The sequence below is a fragment of the Flavobacterium sp. KKT103 genome (assembly GCF_055640565.1).
Genome location: NZ_CM145766.1, coordinates 371,810 through 393,387, shown reverse-complemented (window position 1 = coordinate 393,387; position 21,578 = coordinate 371,810). Strand labels below are relative to the sequence as shown.

Here is a 21,578-nt window from a genome sequence, read left to right as displayed (position 1 = left end):
AGTTTTAAAACTGCTGCATTAAGTAGGTGTTCAATTAGAAATTCAATTTATTCCTTATCACGACCAAAACGATCAAACATTTGAACGTAAGTGTTAAAAACGCTTCTGTTTTTTTCGTAGAACGGAAGATCGTTATTGTCTTTCATTACTTCTAGTAAGCTTCTGTAACGCTCGATATCAGTGATGATTTCAACCCCTAATATAGATTGTTCGTCAGCTGGTATTTTACTGTAATAGTTTAAGTTGTCTTTGTATTTAGACACCAGTTTATTCAATAGATCTTGGGCGTTTTTCTTCTCGCCAATTTTATAGTATCCATCTGCAAAAGGATCAACTAAAGAGTAATATTCAAATTTATCCAAAGGCATTTTTGTTAAAGCGAGTTCTATGATAGTTTTAGCTTTATCTTTTTTACCTTCTTTAATTAATTGGTTCATCAATCGAGCAAGGTTTGTTCGGTAGGTGATGCTCTCTCTGCGTGTTTCAGGATCATGGTAAATGTCACCGTCGCTATTGCCCCAATCCCATTTCATGATGTTTGCATACATTTTGTCAGCATCTATTTGTCCCATGTCTAGTGGATTTCCATCCTCAGAAGCAGGATTTCTAACGGGTACTAACTTATAGACCAAACCATCTAGTTGTAGATAGTCTTTCATCCATAAATAATCTTCAGGATCAAAAGCACCACCACTAAAATAAATAGGCCTTTTCCAGTTGTTGTTAGCCACAATATCAAGCATCATCAGTCTGTTTTTATACAATGCTTTTCCTTTGATGTCAATATCGATATAAGGTACGATAGAATCATAGTATTTAGGAGCAACCACTCTGTTTTTAATTATGGTATTTTTGTCTACTGGAATTCTAACCTTGTTTGTAGGGAAGAAATGTATAGTTTGTCCGTTTTGCATTTCAACGGTTGATTTTGGGTTTTTGATAAAACTCATTAAATCTTTAATGTCCCATCGACTATCAATCTTCGGAATATGTACAACATAGTCTAACTTGTCTCCTACGTACTGATCATGTGTAAATGAAATTGGTAAAGGAGCTGATTCATAGGTTTTCGTTTTCATTTGATCAATATACCAATCGGTCATAAATAAGCTAGTATTTACAATTTTGATATCTGTTCTAATGTTTTCTATCTCCTGCGCATACCAAAGCGGGAAAGTATCATTGTCTCCAATGGTAAACAGTATAGCATTTGGATCACAAGAATACAAATAAGCTTTCGCCATTGCTAGTGCTGTGTATTTTCCAGAACGATCATGATCATCCCAGTTTTGCGATGCCATTAAAACTGGAGCCGCTAGTAAACTTGCAGTGATGATTAATGGAGCTGCTATTTTTGGCGCTAAATATTTTTGTATGCTCTCATAGAGGGAATATACCCCGAAGCCAATCCAAATTGCAAAAACATAAAAAGAGCCTACCAGTGCATAATCGCGTTCACGAGGTTCAAATGGTCTTTCGTTCAAGTAAATTTTTAACGCAAATCCTGTAAATAAAAATAAGGCCAACAGGACATAAAAGCTTTTTTTGTTTTTCGAAGCATGGAACATTAATCCTATTAATCCCAATAGAAATGGTAGGAAGTAATATACATTTCGGCCTTTATTATTTAAAACATCTGCCGGTAAATTGTCTTGTGAGCCTAAATGAATCTCGTCAATAAATTTAACTCCACTCAACCAGTTGCCATCCTGAGTACCGTAGCGCCCTTGGTTGTCGTTTTGACGACCTACAAAGTTCCACATTAAATACCTCCAGTACATGTAACCAAATTGATATTCAACCATAAAGCTTAAATTGTCTACGGTTGTTGGTTTTTCGATAATTAAATAATCGCCATAGCTTTTTAGGAATTTTACATAACCACTATCATCAATTTGCTTTTGGGCGTACGCTTGTCTGAACTCAACAACTGTTTTTTCGACTTCATTTTTAAGCTGAGCGATTGCTTTGTTGTAGTCTTCTTCGCTGATCTTACTAACGTCGATGCCATATTTTGCCAAGTCATCCTCGTAAGGATAATCAGGGTTAATTTTAAACTTAGGAGGGTTGGTAAAATTGATATAATTTTCAATGTGATCCGTACTCCACATTCTAGGTAGAATGGTTTTTTGAGCGTCATCACTATTTTGTTCTGCGTTCTTGTAATTATTTGTGATTACATATTTTCCTGTTGTGTAATCTCTTTCATAATTAGGAGCTTTGTCTAAATAAGGTGTTTTCTCGTCAAGTCCTGCAAAGGTCTCTGTGTATTGTGAGCCATAGAACAAAGGATTTACACCATATTGCTCTCTGTTGTAATACGCTAAAACTTCGGCAGCATCTGAAGGTTTGTTTTCATTAATTACCGTATTGGCATTAGCACGTACAGGTAGCATCATCCAAGTAGAGAATCCAATTAGAATAAATAGGATGCAAAGAATGATAGTATTGTAAAATACATGTCCTTTTTCTTTAGTGTATTTCAGTCCAAAATAAAAACCAACGCAAAATAGAATTCCAACTAGGATGGTTCCGGAATTGAAAGGCATTCCTAAACTATTTACGGTGAAGATTTCGGTTTTGGCAAAGAAAGCCATCGTTAGAGGAAGTAGTAACTTAAATATAAAAAGCAATACTGATACAACAACAACATTGGCAATGATGAAGTTTTTTAACGTTACAACTTTATAGTTTTTAAAATAGTATAAAAACCCAATAGCAGGAATGGTTAATAGAGCCATAAAGTGCACTCCAAAAGAAAGTCCGATAACTAAAGAGATAATCAATAACCATCTATCACCTCTTGGTGTGTTCATTTCTTGTTCCCATTTTAATCCAAGCCAAAACAGTAGGGAAATTAATAAGGATGCCATCGCATAAACTTCGGCTTCGACTGCATTAAACCAAAAACTATCAGAGAAGGTGTAAGCAAGGGCTCCTATAAATGAGCTACCTAATATGGCGATGTCATTATATACGTTGCTTTCGGAATCGTTCTTTACTAATTTTTTTAAAATTATTGAAGAAGACCAAAATAAAAACAAAATTGTAAAGGCGCTTGAGAACACGGAAGTCATGTTGACCATTAGAGCGATATGCTGGCTATCTGAAGCAAACATCGCGAAAAAGGCACCAATCATTTGAAATAAAGGAGCTCCTGGTGGATGACCTACTTCTAGTTTTGCAGCAGTAGCAATATATTCACCACAATCCCAAAAGCTCATTGTAGGTTCTACGGTCAGTGTATAAGTGAGTAATGCTATAGTAAAGGTAACCCAACCTAAAATCGTATTCCATTTATTGAAACTGAATGTTGCTTTATTCATGTAGAAAAATTTAGTTTTATTTAATGACACAAAGAAAATGTTTTTTTTTATAAGGTTAGGTGCATTAACAAAATTTTCTGCAAAACAAACCGTTTTTCTTAATGTATTGGTTTTTAGTATTTTTGATTGTTAAATGTAGATTGTTCTCTTTTTTTTTTATTTTTTTTGAAATAAAATGCGAAAAAAATTTGCGCAAACTAATATTTATTATAAATTTGCACTCGCTTAACAGCATTGATGGTCTATGGTGTAATGGTAACACAACTGTTTTTGGTGCAGTCTTTCAAGGTTCGAGTCCTTGTAGACCAACAGAAAGCCTCTCATTTTTTGAGAGGCTTTTTTTATGCCATAAAATCAAGGTCTTTTCCTAATTCTAAATTTTGAATGTGATAATGGGTCTAATGCTGTGGTTAACCAAGTCTTCACTAATGCTTCCTGTGAAAAAATGAGCTAATCCAGTTCGTCCGTGAGTACTAAGTCCTATTAAATCCGCTTCCACTTTTCTGGAGAAATTAATTATACCCTTTTCGATATTGGTATCATTGTAAATGGTAATCGTATAGTTGTCAATAGTAAAATCAGATACAAAGTCATTTATAATTTGCTCAGATAGCGCTGTTGTCTTGAAACTGTTAGGGGTACAAATCATCACTAATGATAATTTAGCATTAAAAATTTGAGTAAAATTCAGCATTTTTTGAAATGGCTTTTTAATCTCTTCTGAGAAATCAGAAGCGAAGACAAAGTGTTCTCCTTTGAATTCCGAAGTTTCTTTTTTCAGAACTAAAACAGGTACATCGGATAAACGAACCACTTTTTCAGTATTGGAGCCCAATAATAATTCCTCCATTCCTGAAACGCCATGCGATCCCATAACAATAAGATCAGTTTTGTTTTCTTTTATATAGGAAAGAATGCCGCTAAAAGCGCTTTCGAATTTGATGTGGTGCACGGTGATTATCTCTTTTAGGAAATCTTGCGACAATATTTGCTCAATTTTCTCTTGTGCTTTTTTTATAAACAACATGATTTCTGGAATGGGTGCACCATTAGAAACTGCATCATTCATTTGGCTTGGGAGTTCAAGCATATGTAATAAATGAATTTCGCTACCGTTTTTCTGCGCAATCTTGGCAGCTACTTTTAGCGCGTTTTGTGAATATGTAGAAAAGTCGATTGGAACTAGGATGGTTTTCATAATTGAGCTTTTAGTTAAAAATCAGTATAAAATTGGTTAATAAAGATAAGAAATTTTTCAGGAGCAGTCAATCATTTTTTGTTTATGAAAAAAAACACTATATTTGCACCGTTATTTATTAAAATCTAGATAATGAGGGGACTAAATGTCCCCTCTTTTTATAAAAATATGACATTTAAAGAAAAAGTAAATAAGTTGTTAGTAGAGGCGCTTGTAGATAAGCCTACTCTCTTTTTAATTGATCTTACGATTACAGATGCTTTTAAAGTAATTGTGTCCTTAGATGATGACAAAGGAGTTGCCTTGCAGGATTGCATCGATGTAAGTAGAGCAATCGAAGCTAATTTAGATAGAGAAGAACAAGATTTCTCTCTTGAGGTAGCGTCAGTTGGAGTGGGTTCACCACTTAAATTGGTTCGTCAATACAAAAAAAACGTGGGCAGAACACTGATTGTGAAAACAGTTAATGAAAATTTAGAGGCAGAGTTAGTAGAAGCTAACGATGATTTTGTAATTTTGTCGTGGGAAGCGCGAGAGCCAAAAAAAATTGGCAAAGGGAAAGAAACTGTTCAAAAAACACTTCAATTACCTTATGGAGATATCAAAGAAGCAATTGTTACAGTAACATTTTAATTAAAGAATTCGCATGGAAAATTTAGCATTAATCGATTCATTCTCAGAGTTTAAAGATGATAAACTTATTGATCGTGTAACGCTTATGGCAATTTTAGAAGATGTATTTAGAAATGCATTGAAAAAAAAATACGGTTCAGATGATAATTTTGACATCATCATAAATCCTGATAAAGGGGATATGGAGATTTGGAGAAGACGAGTAATTGTTGCCGACGAGGATTTGGATTTTGAAAACGAAGAAATAACGCTTACTGAAGCAAGAAAAATTGAAGCTGATTTTGAAATCGGTGAAGAAGTATCTGAAGAAGTAAAATTAATCGATTTAGGGAGAAGAGCTATTTTAGCTTTACGTCAAAACTTGATTTCAAAAATACACGAGCACGATAATACTAATCTTTACAAGCAATTTAAAGATTTAATTGGTGAAATATATACAGCTGAAGTGCATCATGTTCGGCCAAGAGTTGTAATTTTGGTAGATGATGAAGGAAATGAGATTGTATTGCCGAAAGAAAAACAAATTCCATCTGACTTTTTCCGTAAAGGAGATAACGTACGTGGAATTATTGAAAGTGTTGAATTAAAAGGGAATAAGCCTCAAATTATCATGTCTAGAACTTCAGAAAAGTTTTTAGAGAAATTGTTTGAACAAGAAATTCCAGAAGTTTTCGACGGTTTGATTATGGTCAAAAACGTGGTAAGGATTCCTGGTGAAAAAGCGAAAGTTGCTGTGGATACTTACGATGATAGAATCGATCCTGTTGGAGCTTGCGTTGGGATGAAAGGATCTCGTATTCATGGTATTGTCCGTGAATTAGGTAATGAAAATATCGATGTAATTAATTTTACAAGTAATATACAATTGTTTATTACAAGAGCATTAAGCCCTGCTAAAATCTCTTCAATCAAAATCAACGAAGAGACTAAGAGAGCTGATGTTTACTTGAAATTAGAAGAAGTTTCTAAGGCAATTGGTCGTGGAGGACACAATATTAGATTAGCTGGTTTGTTAACGGGCTATGAATTAGATGTTATTCGCGAAGGTGATGTAGCTGGTGCTACTGCAGATGAAGATGATGTTGAATTAACAGAGTTTTCAGATGAGATTGAAGAATGGGTTATTGAAGAATTTGCTAAAATTGGTTTAGATACTGCAAAAAGTATTTTGAAACAAGAAGTAGAGGATTTAGTAAGAAGAACAGACCTAGAAGAGGAAACGATTTTAGATGTAATGAGAATATTGAAAGAGGAATTTGATAGTTAGTCAATAGATCTTCAACGATAAACATGCCGGTTTGCAATTAACTCTTATTCGAATGATAGCGATGTAGAAGTAAACCGAGGAATAACAAAAAAGGTAATAATAAAAAGGTTTTATGTCTGAAGAGAGAATTATTAGAATAAACAAAGTTTTAAGGGAATTGAATATTTCTTTAGAAAGAGCTGTGGATTATCTAAAAGATAAAGGGATTGCTATTGAGTCAAATCCAAACACAAAAATTTCTAATGATGTATACGATGTTTTGTGCGGTCAATTTGCAGGTGACAGAGGGAAAAAAGAAGCTTCTAAGGAAGTGGGAGAGGAGAAAAGAAAAGAGAAAGAAGCTTTACGTGTAGAAAGAGAGAAAGAGGTTGAGGATAAACGTAAGCATGATGAGGAGGTTCAAAAACAACAGCAAGAGGTGATCAAAGCCAGAGCCGTTGTTACAGGTCCTGTTCAAGTGGGTAAAATTGATCTTAATCCAAAGAAAACTGTTGCTTCTGCTCCAGTTGTTGAAGAGAAAAAGGAAGAAGTGAAACCTGCTGCTGTTCCAGAAGTGAAGGTGGTAGCTAAAAATCCTGCACAAGACAAATCGGCTTCAGTAAATAAAACTGCGAAACCTATCGTTGATGCTAAAGAAGACAAAAAGGAAGTTGTAAAAGAGACAGTAAGTAAAGTAGCTCCTAAAGAGGAAGCTGCTCCAAAAGTGGATGAGGCGCCAGCAGAAGAAGCTATTGCGACTCAATATCAAAAGCTTTCAGGAACTAAGCTTACAGGTCAAACTATCGACTTGTCTCAGTTTAACAAACCGAAAAAGAAAAAAGAAGAGCCGAAAATTACTCCTAACAAACCGGGTGCTCCTGGTGCGGCAGGTGCGGCAAACAAAAATAAAAGAAAAAGGATTGCGCCTAAACCAGGTACTCCTAGACCTCCAGGGGTTCCAAATCCTAATAAGATTACGCCTAATACTGGTGGTGGTGGTTTCAATGCAAATAGAAGCGCAAGACCTGGATTTGTAAAAGGTAACCGACCTGCGATTGTGGCTAAAGTTGAGCCTACAGAGGAGGAAGTTAAAAACCAAATCCGTGAAACTTTAGAAAAACTACAAGGTAAAAAAGGTGGTAAATCTAAAGCGGCAAAATACAGAAGGGACAAAAGAGATACGCACCGTCAAAAATCAGTCGAAGAGCAAAGAGCGATTGATGAAGGAAGTAAAACTATAAAAGTTACTGAATTCGTTACCGTTGGTGAAATTGCGATCATGATGGATGTGCCGATTACAAAAGTAATTGGAACTTGTATGTCACTTGGTATCATGGTTACAATGAATCAGCGTTTAGATGCTGAAACATTAACAATTGTTGCTGATGAGTTTGGTTATGAAGTTGAATTCATAACTGTTGATATTGAAGAAGCAATTGAGGTTGTTGAAGATAAAGAAGAAGATTTAGTATTTAGAGCACCGATCGTAACCGTAATGGGTCACGTAGATCACGGTAAAACATCGTTACTGGATTACATCCGTAAAGAAAATGTGATCGCTGGTGAATCTGGAGGTATTACACAGCACATTGGTGCTTATGGAGTAACTTTGGATAACGGTCAAAAAATTGCATTTTTAGATACTCCTGGTCACGAAGCGTTTACCGCAATGCGTGCACGTGGAGCACAAGTTACTGATATCGCTATTATTGTAATTGCTGCAGATGATGACATCATGCCGCAAACGAAAGAGGCAATTTCACATGCTCAAGCAGCAGGTGTACCAATTATTTTCGCAATCAATAAGGTTGATAAGCCAAATGCTAATCCTGAAAAGATTAAAGAAAGATTAGCGGGAATGAACTTATTAGTAGAAGATTGGGGTGGTAAAATACAATCACATGATATTTCTGCAAAGCAAGGTACTGGTGTCAAAGAATTATTAGAAAAAGTATTGTTAGAGGCAGAATTATTAGATTTGAAATCAAATCCAAATAAAGCAGCTCAGGGAACTGTTGTTGAGGCATTCTTAGATAAAGGTAAAGGATATGTATCTACTATTTTAGTACAACATGGTACTTTAAGAATTGGAGATTATATGTTGGCAGGTAAGCATCATGGTAAAATTAAAGCCATGCATGACGAAAGAGGTAACATTGTGTTAACTGCTGGACCTTCTACTCCGGTTTCGGTTTTAGGATTGGATGGAGCTGCAACTGCTGGTGATAAGTTTAATGTATTTGAAGAAGAAAAAGAGGCGAAACAAATTGCTTCTAAACGTTCTCAATTGATGCGTGAGCAATCAGTTCGTACACAACGTCACATTACACTTGATGAAATTGGTCGTCGTATCGCTTTAGGTCAATTTAAAGAATTGAACGTAATTCTTAAAGGAGATGTTGATGGTTCTGTGGAAGCATTATCTGATTCGTTCTCTAAATTATCTACTGAGGAAATTCAAATTAATATTATTCATAAAGGAGTTGGAGCGATTACTGAAACTGACGTTATGTTGGCTTCTGCTTCAGATGCGATTATCATTGGATTTAATGTTCGTCCTGCTGGAAATGCAAGACAATTAGCTGATAAGGAAGAAATTGATATCCGTTACTACAGTATTATTTACGCTGCTATCGATGACTTAAAAGATGCAATGGAAGGGATGCTTGCTCCTGAGATGAAAGAGGAAGTATTAGGTACTGCTGAGATTAGAGAGATATTCAAAATCTCTAAAGTAGGTTCAATTGCAGGTTGTATGGTTATGGATGGTAAAATCATCAGAAATGCTAAAATGAGAGTTATTAGAGATGGTGTAGTAGTTCACGAAGGTGAATTAATCGCTCTGAAACGTTTCAAAGATGATGTGAAAGAAGTAGCTAAAGGATACGATTGTGGTATTCAAATAAAAGGATTTAATGAGATCGAAGAAAGAGATGTTATTGAATCGTACCATGAAGTTGCTATCAAAAAGAAACTTAAATAGTATATAGAGTTGTAAAACCAAAAAATCCCGATTTATCGGGATTTTTTAGTTTTATATATGTTGTATTGATTTGGAATTTGGTTCGATTAAAGATCGTGGAAAAGTGCTTTTGTGAGATAAAAAAATGACTTTTTTCACAAGAATCGAACTCAACTTAGGATTCCGATGATGTGATTTAATGAATGAATTCTTATTTTTTTGGTTTAATTAAAAAAGCGGTGTTGTAGCGTTTTTTAATTTCGACTAAGTTTCTTTCTGCTTCAATTCTAGTTCTAAAATTCCCTACCCAAACTTTGTAGTTCGGAGTGTTAAAAACAAGGGTTCCGTCTAATGAATTAAACTCTTGTTTGCAATCATAGAGTGCTTTTTTAGCTGTTTCACTATCGCCACTAAATATTTGAATTTTATATCGTTCATTTACAGTTAGTAGCGTATTTATTTTTCTCTTTTCGTTTAGTAACTGTTCAAAGTCAGGGCTTTGTTTAAGGCTATTTTTAGTGTCTTGTGCTTGTAAATTGCAAGTTATTGTAAATAGGAAAATGGTAAAAAAGGTGTTGTTTTTAAATGTTAAAATTCTCATAACGTAATGGTTTTTAAGCAAAAGTACTGTTTAATTAAATAAAGTGAAATAGAAATATTATTTAGAATTAATATAAATTGGAAATTAGACTATTTTAGGTTTTTCAGAATAGTTCTTAAGTCGTATTTTTGTACGAGTTTAAAATAAAGGCCTGCTCTTTTTTACGTAAGTATAGAAAATACTGTGCCAATATTTATTAGATAATCATTATACTATTATGAAAAAGGTGGGTAACCATAAATCGACTTCAAGGAATTTATTCTTAAGCTTAGCATTAATGCTAACTTTTTCCTTAACTTCATCTGCACAAGAAGCTGCTCCAGACGCAGCTGCTGTTGCTGCTGCTCCAGCTGTTGCTCAAGGTGGGGATCCTGTAAAAGGTAAAGAACTTTTCAATGCGAATTGTGCTGCGTGTCATAAGCTTGATGCTAAGGCTACGGGTCCAATGTTACGTGGTATTGCTGCGAAGCATGATATGCCATGGCTGTACAAATGGATTCATAATAGTTCTGCCTTAATCAAATCGGGTGATGCTGCTGCTGTAAAAGTGTACGAAGAAAACAATAAGGCGGTAATGACGGCTTTTCCTCAATTATCTGAGGGAGATATCGATAATATTATTGCTTATACTTCTGAGCCAAAAGCGGAGGCTGCTGCTCCTGCTGCGGGTGTACCTGGTGCTCCTGTAGCAAATCAAGATGGTGGTATGTCTAACAACATCATATTAGGAGCTTTGGTTCTTGTAATGGCGATGTTAGTTGTGATGCTGTTTTTGGTAAATAATGTGTTGAAAAAAGTTGCCAAAGCAAATGGTATTGAGGTTGCTCCTAAAACAGCGACTACTCCAATTTGGAAAGCTTTTATCAAAAACCAATTTTTGGTTTTAGTAACTGTTATTTTCTTGCTATTGGCAAGTGCTTACTTCGTTTATGGTTTTTTAATGCAAGTAGGTGTTGATGAAGGTTACGAGCCAATACAGCCAATTCATTATTCGCACAGAATTCACGCAGGAGACAATGAGATCAACTGTAAGTATTGTCACTCTTCTGCTAGAGTTAGTAAGCATTCTGGTATACCTTCTTTAAACGTTTGTATGAACTGTCATAAAAACATTGCAGAGGTTGCGGAATCTACAGCTACTCCAGAGTATAGCAAAGCTTTCTATGATGAGCAAATTCAAAAATTATACAAAGCGGTAGGTTGGGATCAAGCTACGCAAACTTATACAGGTAAAACGGAACCAGTGAAATGGGTTCGTATTCATAACTTGCCTGATTTTGTTTACTTCAACCACGCGCAGCACGTTACCGTTGCAGGTATTGAATGTCAAACTTGTCATGGACCAGTAGAGACTTATGAAATCCAAAAACAATTTGCTCCGTTAACAATGGGATGGTGTATTAACTGTCACAGAAAAACAGAAGTGAAGATGGAAGGTAATGAGTATTACACCAAGATTCATGAAGAGCTTTCTAAGAAGTATGGAGTTGATAAGTTGACTGCTGCTCAAATGGGAGGTTTAGAATGTGGTAAGTGCCACTATTAATCAAATTATTAAGATTTTAATATTTATATACAATGTCATCAAACAAAAAATACTGGAAAAGTGTTGAGGAACTAGAGAATGGTTCTATTGTTGAGGCGCTTAGAAATAACGAGTTTGTTGAAGCTATTCCTACTGATGAATTTTTAGGAAATAGTGACTCAATGTCTTCAACTTCAAGACGTGATTTTCTAAAGTACGTTGGATTTAGTACAGCTGCGGCAACGCTTGCGGCTTGTGAGGGTCCTGTAAACAAGTCGATCCCTTACGTTTTGCAACCAGAACAAATCATTCCTGGAGTAGCTGATTATTACGCTACTTCTGTTTTTGATGGATTTGATTTTGCAAATCTTTTAATTAAGACACGTGAAGGGCGTCCTATTAAAGTAGATAATAATACAATAGCAGGTGCTAAGTTTTCAGCAAATGCTAGAGTTCATGCTTCGATATTGTCATTGTATGACAACATGAGATTGAAGTCACCTAAAATTGGTGGTAAAGAGGCTTCATGGGCTTCAGTTGATGCTAAATTAAAATCTAGTATTGCTGATGCAAAGGCTAAAGGTGGGCAAGTAGTGTTGTTGACAAATACTTTAGCGAGTCCATCTACTGAAAAATTAATTGCTGATTTTATCGGTGTTAATCCTAATGCTAAGCACGTTGTTTATGACGCTGTTTCTTCTTCGGAAGCTTTAGATGCATTTGAGATGGTGTATGGTGAAAGAGCTTTGGTTGATTATGATTTCTCTAAAGCTGCTTTGATTGTTTCTGTTGGTGCAGATTTCTTAGGAGATTGGCAAGGTGGAGGGTATGACTCCGGTTATGCTCAAGGAAGAATTCCTAAAAACCGAAAAATGTCTCGTCATTTTCAATTAGAAGCAAACATGACTTTGTCTGGTGCCGCTGCTGATAAGCGTGTAGCGATGTCGACTGCTGATCAAAAACAAGCATTAGTACACATATATAATATTGTAACTGGTTCATCAGTTGCAGTGAGTTTAGATGCTAAATTTAAGCCAGAGGTAACTAAAGCGGCTCAGCAATTGAAAGCTGCTGGTGCAGACGGTGTTTTGGTTTCAGGTTTACAAGATAAAAATGCACAGTTATTAGTAATTGCCATTAATCAAGCATTAGGTAGTCAGGCTTATTCTACTGCTGGAGCTAGATTAATTCGCAAAGGTTCTAACGAAAAAGTAGCGCAGTTAATAGCTGATATGAAGGCAGGTACTGTTCATACTTTACTAATGAGTGGTGTTAACCCTGTTTACACTTTAGCAGATTCAACAGCATTTGTTGAAGGATTGAAAAAAGTTACAACTTCGGTAGCAATGTCTTTGAGAGAAGATGAAACTGCTTTATTGACTACGGTTGCAGCTCCAGTTCCTCATTATTTAGAAGCTTGGGGTGATTTAACCTTAACTAAAGGTACCTACAGCTTAACTCAGCCTACAATCCGTCCGTTGTTTGATACAAAGCAACTGCAAGATGTATTGATGTCATTGAACGGTATGACAGGTACTTATTACGATTATTTAAAAGCAGTTTCTGCTTCATTTATAGCTGGTTCATCATGGAATAAAGTATTGCATGATGGTGTTTATACTAGTGAAACGGGTGCTTTAAGCGGTTCAGCTGATTATGCAACTGCAGCTAATACATTAGCTCGTTCTAAGAAACTGGATAACTTTGAGTTAGTTTTGTATACCAAAACCGGAATGGGTGATGGACAACAAGCGAATAACCCATGGTTACAAGAGTTTCCAGATCCAATTACAAGAGTATCATGGGATAACTATTTAACTATTTCTAATGCTGATGCAAAAGAGCTAGGAATTACGAATGAAATTGTTGCTAATGGTGGTTTAAACGGAAGTTATGCTACTGTTACAAGCAAGGATGGAGTGAAGTTAGAGAATGTTCCTGTAATTGTTCAACCGGGTCAGGCGATAGGTACTGTTGGATTGGCTTTAGGTTATGGTCGTAAAGCGGCTTTAAAAGAAGAAATGCAAGTAGGTTTAAATGCTTACGCTTTTTATAAAGGATTTAATGATATTCAATCAGTTGTGATTGAGAAAGCCGGTGGTGAGCATGAATTTGCTTGTGTTCAAGGTCAAAAGACTTTGATGGGTAGAGGTGATATTATTAAAGAAACTACATTAGAAATTTTCAATACCAAAGATGCTAAAGTTTGGAATGAAGTGCCAATGGTATCTTTAGATCATTCTGAAGTAGAATCAACTAAGGTTGATTTATGGGAATCATTTGATCGTTCTGTAGGGCATCATTTTAATCTTTCGATAGATTTGAATGCATGTACAGGATGTGGTGCATGTGTAATAGCTTGTCACGCTGAGAATAATGTACCTGTTGTTGGTAAGGCTGAAGTTAGAAGAAGCCGCGATATGCACTGGTTGCGTATTGACAGATATTATTCATCTGAATCTACTTTTGAAGGAGATAACGAAAGAAAAGAAAATATTGCAGGTTTAAGTGATTCATTGTCTACATTTAATGAGATGGAGAAAGCAGGAGATAATCCTCAGGTTTCTTTCCAACCAGTAATGTGTCAGCATTGTAATCATGCTCCGTGTGAAACAGTATGTCCAGTGGCTGCGACTTCTCATGGTAGACAAGGTCAAAATCAAATGGCATACAATAGATGTGTTGGTACTCGTTACTGTGCAAACAACTGTCCTTATAAAGTACGTCGTTTCAACTGGTTCTTGTATAACAAAAATAGCGAGTTTGATTATCACATGAATGATGATTTAGGTCGTATGGTACTTAATCCAGATGTAAACGTTCGTTCACGTGGAGTTATGGAGAAATGTTCAATGTGTATTCAAATGACACAAGCGACTATCTTAAACGCTAAGAAAGAAGGAAGAGAAGTGATCGAAGGAGAATTTCAAACTGCTTGTTCTAACGCTTGTTCTAATGGAGCAATGACTTTTGGTGATGTAAATGTGAAAGAAAGTCCAATAGCGAAATTAGTAGCTGACGACAGAATGTATCATTTATTAGAGCACGTAGGAACTAAGCCTAATGTGATCTATCATGTTAAAGTTAGAAACACTTAAGAAATAATTTAAAATCAATATAAAGGAATATGTCTCATATATACGACTCTAGTATTAGAAAGCCTTTAGTTATAGGTGATAAAACTTATCATGATGTAACAGTAGATGTGGCTGCGCCTGTCGAAGGTAAAGCAAACAAACATTGGTGGATTGTATTTTCAATCGCACTTACTGCATTCCTTTGGGGATTAGGATGTATTGTATACACTGTATCTACAGGAATTGGAACTTGGGGATTAAACAAAACTGTTGGATGGGCTTGGGATATCACCAACTTCGTTTGGTGGGTTGGTATCGGTCACGCAGGAACATTGATTTCTGCTGTACTTTTATTGTTCCGTCAACGATGGAGAATGGCAATTAACCGTTCTGCGGAGGCGATGACCATTTTCTCTGTAATTCAAGCAGGATTGTTTCCAATCATTCACATGGGACGTCCATGGTTAGCGTACTGGGTTTTACCAATACCAAATCAGTTCGGTTCTCTTTGGGTGAATTTTAACTCGCCTTTATTATGGGATGTATTTGCAATTTCAACGTATCTTTCTGTATCGCTTGTTTTCTGGTGGACTGGTTTATTACCTGATTTTGCTATGCTAAGAGATAGAGCAATTACTCCTTTCAACAAAAGAATATATTCGATCTTAAGTTTTGGATGGAGTGGTCGTGCTAAAGATTGGCAACGTTTTGAGGAAGTTTCATTGGTTCTTGCAGGTTTAGCAACGCCACTTGTACTTTCCGTACACACGATTGTATCGATGGACTTTGCTACCTCGGTTATTCCTGGATGGCATACTACCATCTTCCCTCCATACTTTGTTGCTGGTGCAGTTTTCTCTGGTTTTGCGATGGTAAATACCTTGCTTATTATCATGAGAAAAGTATCAAACCTTGAAGCTTACATTACTTTACAGCATATCGAATTAATGAACATTGTAATCATGATTACGGGTTCTATCGTAGGTGTTGCTTACATCACTGAGTTATTTATCGCTTGGTATTCAGGTGTAGAGTATGAGCAATACGCTTTCTTGAACAGAGCTACAGGACCTTACTGGTGGGCTTATTGGTCAATGATGACTTGTAATGTATTTTCTCCACAATTCATGTGGTTCAAGAAATTGAGAACAAGTATTATGTTTTCGTTTATCATATCTATTGTAGTAAACATTGGTATGTGGTTTGAAAGATTTGTAATTATTGTTACTTCGTTACATAGAGATTACCTTCCGTCATCTTGGACTATGTTTTCACCAACATTTGTAGATATTGGAATTTTCATAGGAACAATTGGTTTCTTCTTTGTATTGTTCTTATTGTATGCTAGAACTTTCCCTGTAATTGCTCAGGCAGAGGTTAAGACAATACTTAAGGCAACTGGAGATAATTTTATTAGAGAAAGAGCAGCAAATAAAGATTCACATCATGAGTAATAAAGTAATTTACGCCATTTATAATGACGATGATATATTGATGGATGCGGTAAAAAAAACCAGAGCAGCTCATCATCATATTGAAGATGTTTTTACACCTTTCCCAGTACACGGGTTAGATAAAGCAATGGGATTAGCACCAACAAGATTAGCGATATGTGCTTTTCTATACGGTTGTGTGGGTATCACTGTGGCAACAACAATGATGAATTTTATCATGATTCAAGATTGGCCTCAAGATATTGGTGGAAAGCCTAGTTTTAGTTATATTGAAAACATGCCTGCATTCGTGCCAATTATGTTTGAAATGACTGTTTTCTTTGCAGCTCACTTAATGGTTATTACTTTTTATATGAGAAGTAAATTATGGCCGTTTAAACAAGCAGAGAATCCTGATGTTAGAACTACTGATGATCATTTCTTAATGGAAGTAGCCGTTAACGATAATGAAGAAGAGTTAGTTTCTTTTTTCCAAAGTACGGGAGCTGTAGAAGTTAAAGTAATAGAAAAGAATTAATTTAGATATGAAAAGGGTATATAAAATAACACTTTTATTTGGCATTTCGCTGCTAGCAGCTTCTTGTCATAATAACAAAGCACCAAATTATCAATACTTTCCTAATATGTATGAATCCGTAGGGTATGAAACATATGCAGAGTCAAGTGCTTTTAAAGATGGTAAAGAAGGACAACTTCCTGCTGCAGGTTCTATCAATAGAGGATTTGAACCTTTTGAGTATGAAAATACAACTGCGGGTTATGAGTTAGCGAAAGCTAATTTGAAATCTCCGATTGATTCATTAGATAGAAATAATGGGAAAGGGAAAGAGCTATATGAAATTTACTGTATTAGCTGTCATGGTGCTGCTGGTAATGGTAAAGGGAAGTTAGTTGAAAGAGAAAAATTCCTAGGTGTTCCTAGCTACAAAGATAGAGTAATCACTGAAGGTAGTATTTACTTTGTTGTGACTTATGGTTTAAATTCAATGGGTTCTCATGCCAACCAAGTTAGTTCTCACGAACGTTGGTTAATTGCGGACTATGTTCTTAAACTAAAAAGCCAATTATAATTGTTGAACAAACTGATCGTAATAGATATGTATACATTTTCAAGTAAATTAAAAACTTTGTCTTTCATCTTAATGGCTCTTGGGGTCTTAGGAATAGGTTATGGTTTTTTAACTGCTCCTAAAGATATTCAAGCAGTGGAGCAAATCTTAGCTGCGGATAGCCACGGTGGTCATGCTGCGGTGGAAAGCCACGGCGAAAGCACTGCGCACGAAGCAACTTCAGCTCACGAGGAAGTTAAAGGACACGAAGGAACAACTGAAGCACATGCAGAGAAAGCTGCTGTAGCTGGTGAACATCATGATGCCAAAGAGGTACAAGAACATGAGAAGCATTTAACGCATGTTTTACATCAATTACAAAACAAGCCATGGGCTGCTTTGTATGTTGCTTGTATCTTTTTCATGCTGATCTCATTAGGTGTTTTGGCCTTTTATGGTATTCAACAAGTTGCACAAGCTGGTTGGTCTCCAGTATTATTTAGAGTTATGCAAGGTATCACGGCTTACTTACCGGTAGGTTCAATCATATTTTTTATAATTTTATTATTATGTGGTTTTCATTTTAATCACCTTTTCGTTTGGTTAGATCCTGAGGTTGTTGCTGAAGATAAATTAATACAGGCTAAAGCAGGATATTTGAACTTTCCGTTTTGGATTGCTAGAGCTGCGGTATTTCTATTAGGTTGGAATTACTACCGTTATAAATCAGTACAAAACGATTTAGCTCAAGATGAGTCAAATGATAATTCATTTTATAAAAAGAACTTTAAATTAACAGCGGGATTTTTAGTATTCTTCATTGTTACGGAATCAATTATGTCTTGGGACTGGATTATGTCTGTAGATCCACACTGGTTTAGTACTTTATTTGGATGGTACGTTTTTGCAAGTTTCTTTGTAAGTGCTATTACTACTATAGCTTTGGTTACTTTATACCTAAAAGGAAAAGGTTTCTTAGAATATGTTAATACAAGTCATATTCATGATTTAGCAAAATTCATGTTTGGTTTCTCTGTTTTCTGGACATACTTATGGTTCTCACAGTTTATGTTGATCTGGTATGCAAATATTCCTGAAGAGATTACCTATTTCATCACAAGAATCGAAGTTTACAATTTGCCTTTCTTTGGAGCGGTAGTTATGAATTTTGTGTTCCCATTGTTGATCCTTATCAATACAGATTTTAAAAGAATTACTTGGGTTTTAGTGATGGCAGGAGTTGTTATCTTAGCAGGTCATTATATTGATTTCTTCAATATGATTATGCCAGGTACAGTAGGTGACCAATGGTTTATCGGCGTTCCTGAGATTGCTTCAGTTCTTTTCTTCCTTGGTTTATTTATATATGTTGTATTTAGTGCATTAACGAAGAACCCTTTGTTAGCGAAAAGAAATCCATACATTGAAGAGAGTAAACATTTTCATTATTAATATTTAAAGAAAAAAACAGATGACAAGTTTGTTGGTAATTATAGTTTTAGTTTTATTAGCTGTTGCTTTGTGGCAATTGACTAAGATATTTGATCTTACTCAAGTAGGATTAAATTCTGATAGCACGCAAGTAGCTAATGATAATGATAATAATGTTCAAGGGTATTTAATGTTTGGTTTCCTAGCATTTATCTATATATTTTCTATATATGGTTTATTTACATGGGGTCCTCTAGTTTTGCACACACCAGCTTCTGAGCATGGTTCAGATGTTGATAATTTAATGAACATTACTTGGGTTTTAATCTTTATTGTTCAAGCGATCACTCAGGTTTTATTACATTATTTTGCATTTAAATATCGTGGTAAACAAGGTCAAAAAGCGCTTTACTTTGCTGATAACAATAAATTAGAAGCTATTTGGAGTTTAATTCCGGCAGTAGTTTTGGCGGGTCTAATTTTGTATGGTTTGTACGCTTGGACTAACATTATGTTCGTTGATGAAGATGAAGATACTGTTGTAATTGAATTGTATGCACAGCAATTTAAATGGACTGCTCGAATTGCAGGAGAAGATAATGTTTTAGGAAAAGCGAATGTAAGATACATTGAGGGCGTTAACGTTCTTGGAGTTGATTTAGCTGATCCGTATGCTCAAGATGATATTGTAGTTTCGGAGTTACACATCCCAAAAGGTAAAAAGATACTTTTCAAGATGAGATCTCAAGATGTGCTGCACTCTGCTTACATGCCTTATTTTAGAGCACAAATGAACTGTGTTCCTGGAATGGTTACTCAGTTTGCTTTTACTCCAGTTTATACTACTGATGAGTACAGAGAGTTACCTTATATGGTAGAGAAAGTGGCTAACATTAATCAGTTGCGTGCTAAAAAGAGTATTGATCTAATCGCCAAAGGTGAGGCAGGTCTTGATCCTTACACATTTGATTACTTATTGCTTTGTAATAAAATTTGTGGAGCATCACACTATAACATGCAAATGAAAATAGTAGTTGATACGCCAGAAGATTATAAAAAATGGTTGCTAAATCAAACTAATTTAATCACTCAAGTTAAAACTGCTGCTACAGAGCCTGCTGCAGAAGGAGCTACTACAGGTGGTGATAGTACGAAAGTTAGCGATACAGCGGCTGTTTCTAAAATGGCTATGAAATAATTATTTAAGAAAATTTAAAGTATACATATATGTCAGCAGAAGGTCACGATCACGGACACGATCACGAACACGAACATCATCATAAAGACACATTCATTACTAAATACATATTTAGTCTTGATCACAAAATGATTGCGAAACAATATCTTATTACAGGTATTTTTATGGGAATCATTGGTGTAGGATTGTCTATGCTTTTTAGAATGCAATTGGCTTGGCCAGAGCAATCTTTTAAAATATTTAATGTATTGTTGGGCGATAAGTTTGCTCCTGAAGGAGTTATGGCTAACGATATATATTTAGCCTTAGTCACCATACACGGAACCATAATGGTGTTCTTTGTATTGACCGCCGCCTTAAGTGGAACTTTCAGCAACTTGCTTATACCACTCCAAATTGGAGCGCGAGATATGGCCTCTGGATTTATGAACATGATTTCCTATTGGTTGTTTTTCATATCCAGTGTTATAATGATAAGCTCGTTATTCGTTGAGGCAGGTCCGGCTTCATCTGGATGGACTATTTATCCTCCTTTGAGTGCATTACCGCAGGCTATCCCTGGTTCAGGAATGGGTATGACATTATGGTTAATTTCCATGGCTATATTCATTGCTTCGTCTTTGATGGGTTCTTTGAACTATATCGTAACGGTAATTAACTTGAGAACAAAGGGGATGTCTATGACAAGATTACCTTTAACAATTTGGGCATTTTTTGTTACTGCAATTATTGGTGTAGTATCATTTCCAGTATTGTTGTCTGCTGCTTTGTTATTGATCTTTGACAGAAGTTTTGGAACATCATTTTTCTTGTCTGATATTTATATTGCTGGTGAAGTTTTACATTACCAAGGTGGATCTCCAGTATTGTTTGAGCACTTATTTTGGTTCTTAGGACACCCTGAAGTTTATATTGTATTATTGCCTGCATTAGGTATTACATCTGAGGTAATTGCTACTAACTCTCGTAAACCAATCTTTGGATACAGAGCCATGATTATGTCGATTCTTGCAATTGCATTTTTATCAACTATCGTTTGGGGTCACCACATGTTTATTTCAGGTATGAATCCATTTTTAGGATCTGTATTTACGTTTACGACTTTGTTGATTGCGATTCCATCTGCAGTTAAAGCATTTAACTATATCACGACATTGTGGAAAGGTAACTTGCAATTGAACCCAGCTATGTTGTTCTCAATTGGTTTAGTTTCTACTTTTATCACAGGTGGTCTTACAGGAATTATTCTTGGAGATAGTACACTTGATATCAACGTTCACGATACGTATTTCGTGGTTGCTCACTTTCACTTGGTGATGGGTATCTCTGCATTGTACGGAATGTTTGCTGGTATTTACCACTGGTTTCCAAAGATGTTTGGTAGAATGTTAAACAAAAACTTAGGTTATGTTCACTTTTGGGTAACCGCAATCTGTGCTTATGGTGTATTTTTCCCAATGCACTTTATTGGATTAGCTGGTTTACCTAGACGTTACTATACAAACACTAACTTTCCGTTATTTGATGATTTACAAAATGTAAATGTTCTTATTACGATGTTTGCTTTAGTGGGTGGTGCATTCCAATTGGTTTTCCTTTACAATTTCTTTAGTAGTATTTTCTACGGTAAGAAAGCGGTTCAAAACCCATGGAGATCTAATACTTTAGAATGGACTACTCCAGTAGAACACATCCACGGTAACTGGCCAGGAGAAATTCCTGAAGTTCACAGATGGCCTTATGATTATTCTAATCCAGGACATGATGAGGATTTTGTACCACAAACGGTACCAATGAAACCAGGAGAAGAAGTATTACATCATTAATATTCTTATAAAACTATATAATGCCTTTCTATAATAGAAAGGCATTTTTATT

The 21,578-nt window shown here is 35.6% G+C and carries 14 protein-coding genes and 1 tRNA gene; 12 read left to right on the top strand and 3 right to left on the bottom strand.

What is annotated here, in order from left to right:
- Positions 1 to 47 precede the first annotated feature (47 nt).
- Positions 48 to 3,326, bottom strand: a complete 3,279-nt coding sequence (locus ACZ2G0_RS01615) for a glycosyltransferase family 117 protein (RefSeq protein ID WP_470308711.1) — start codon at positions 3,324 to 3,326, stop codon at positions 48 to 50.
- A gap of 238 nt (positions 3,327 to 3,564) precedes the next feature.
- Here ACZ2G0_RS01615 and ACZ2G0_RS01610 point away from each other — a divergent pair.
- Positions 3,565 to 3,635 (top strand) — tRNA-Gln (locus ACZ2G0_RS01610).
- A 64-nt stretch (positions 3,636 to 3,699) separates the two neighbouring features.
- Here ACZ2G0_RS01610 and ACZ2G0_RS01605 read toward each other — a convergent pair.
- On the bottom strand, positions 3,700 to 4,524 hold the full coding sequence (locus tag ACZ2G0_RS01605) for a universal stress protein (RefSeq protein ID WP_470308710.1): 825 nt from the start codon (positions 4,522 to 4,524) through the stop codon (positions 3,700 to 3,702).
- Between the two features lie 168 nt (positions 4,525 to 4,692).
- Here ACZ2G0_RS01605 and rimP point away from each other — a divergent pair, with 168 nt between their 5' ends.
- The 3 genes from rimP to infB all read left to right on the top strand — a co-directional run bounded on the left by rimP (position 4,693) and on the right by infB (position 9,386).
- Positions 4,693 to 5,157 (top strand): ribosome assembly cofactor RimP, encoded by a 465-nt coding sequence (rimP, locus tag ACZ2G0_RS01600; protein ID WP_300286701.1) that lies wholly within the window; start codon positions 4,693 to 4,695, stop codon positions 5,155 to 5,157.
- A 13-nt stretch (positions 5,158 to 5,170) separates the two neighbouring features.
- Positions 5,171 to 6,424, top strand: a complete 1,254-nt coding sequence (gene nusA / locus ACZ2G0_RS01595) for a transcription termination factor NusA (RefSeq protein ID WP_300286703.1) — start codon at positions 5,171 to 5,173, stop codon at positions 6,422 to 6,424.
- A gap of 112 nt (positions 6,425 to 6,536) precedes the next feature.
- On the top strand, positions 6,537 to 9,386 hold the full coding sequence (gene infB / locus ACZ2G0_RS01590) for a translation initiation factor IF-2 (protein ID WP_470308709.1): 2,850 nt from the start codon (positions 6,537 to 6,539) through the stop codon (positions 9,384 to 9,386).
- Between the two features lie 190 nt (positions 9,387 to 9,576).
- Here infB and ACZ2G0_RS01585 read toward each other — a convergent pair whose 3' ends face one another.
- On the bottom strand, positions 9,577 to 9,966 hold the full coding sequence (locus ACZ2G0_RS01585) for an SPOR domain-containing protein (RefSeq protein WP_470308708.1): 390 nt from the start codon (positions 9,964 to 9,966) through the stop codon (positions 9,577 to 9,579).
- A 217-nt stretch (positions 9,967 to 10,183) separates the two neighbouring features.
- On the opposite strand from ACZ2G0_RS01585, the gene ACZ2G0_RS01580 reads away from it, so the two are divergent.
- Genes ACZ2G0_RS01580 through ACZ2G0_RS01545 form a run of 8 tightly spaced genes read left to right on the top strand, consistent with a single transcriptional unit; the run spans position 10,184 to position 21,526 of the window.
- Positions 10,184 to 11,512: a c-type cytochrome gene (locus ACZ2G0_RS01580; protein ID WP_470308707.1), complete on the top strand. Its 1,329-nt coding sequence runs from the start codon at positions 10,184 to 10,186 to the stop codon at positions 11,510 to 11,512.
- Positions 11,513 to 11,544: 32 nt separating this feature from the next.
- Complete coding sequence (locus ACZ2G0_RS01575; RefSeq protein WP_470308706.1) at positions 11,545 to 14,589, top strand: TAT-variant-translocated molybdopterin oxidoreductase; 3,045 nt, start codon at positions 11,545 to 11,547, stop codon at positions 14,587 to 14,589.
- Between the two features lie 29 nt (positions 14,590 to 14,618).
- Positions 14,619 to 16,022 carry an NrfD/PsrC family molybdoenzyme membrane anchor subunit gene (nrfD, locus tag ACZ2G0_RS01570; RefSeq protein ID WP_300288462.1) on the top strand — a complete coding sequence of 468 codons (1,404 nt, stop codon included), beginning with the start codon at positions 14,619 to 14,621 and terminating at the stop codon, positions 16,020 to 16,022.
- Positions 16,015 to 16,539 (top strand): DUF3341 domain-containing protein, encoded by a 525-nt coding sequence (locus tag ACZ2G0_RS01565; protein WP_300288463.1) that lies wholly within the window; start codon positions 16,015 to 16,017, stop codon positions 16,537 to 16,539. Before nrfD ends, ACZ2G0_RS01565 begins: the two co-directional genes overlap by 8 nt.
- A gap of 7 nt (positions 16,540 to 16,546) precedes the next feature.
- The gene (locus ACZ2G0_RS01560; RefSeq protein ID WP_300288465.1) at positions 16,547 to 17,092 is read left to right on the top strand and encodes a c-type cytochrome; all 546 of its coding nucleotides are present in this window, start codon (positions 16,547 to 16,549) and stop codon (positions 17,090 to 17,092) included.
- Between the two features lie 27 nt (positions 17,093 to 17,119).
- Positions 17,120 to 18,523, top strand: coding sequence for a quinol:cytochrome C oxidoreductase (locus ACZ2G0_RS01555; RefSeq protein ID WP_470308705.1), 1,404 nt, complete (start codon positions 17,120 to 17,122; stop codon positions 18,521 to 18,523).
- A 19-nt stretch (positions 18,524 to 18,542) separates the two neighbouring features.
- Positions 18,543 to 19,700, top strand: coding sequence for a cytochrome c oxidase subunit II (locus tag ACZ2G0_RS01550; protein WP_470308704.1), 1,158 nt, complete (start codon positions 18,543 to 18,545; stop codon positions 19,698 to 19,700).
- Positions 19,701 to 19,729: 29 nt separating this feature from the next.
- Positions 19,730 to 21,526 carry a cytochrome c oxidase subunit I gene (locus tag ACZ2G0_RS01545; RefSeq protein WP_470308703.1) on the top strand — a complete coding sequence of 599 codons (1,797 nt, stop codon included), beginning with the start codon at positions 19,730 to 19,732 and terminating at the stop codon, positions 21,524 to 21,526.
- Positions 21,527 to 21,578: the final 52 nt, after the last annotated feature.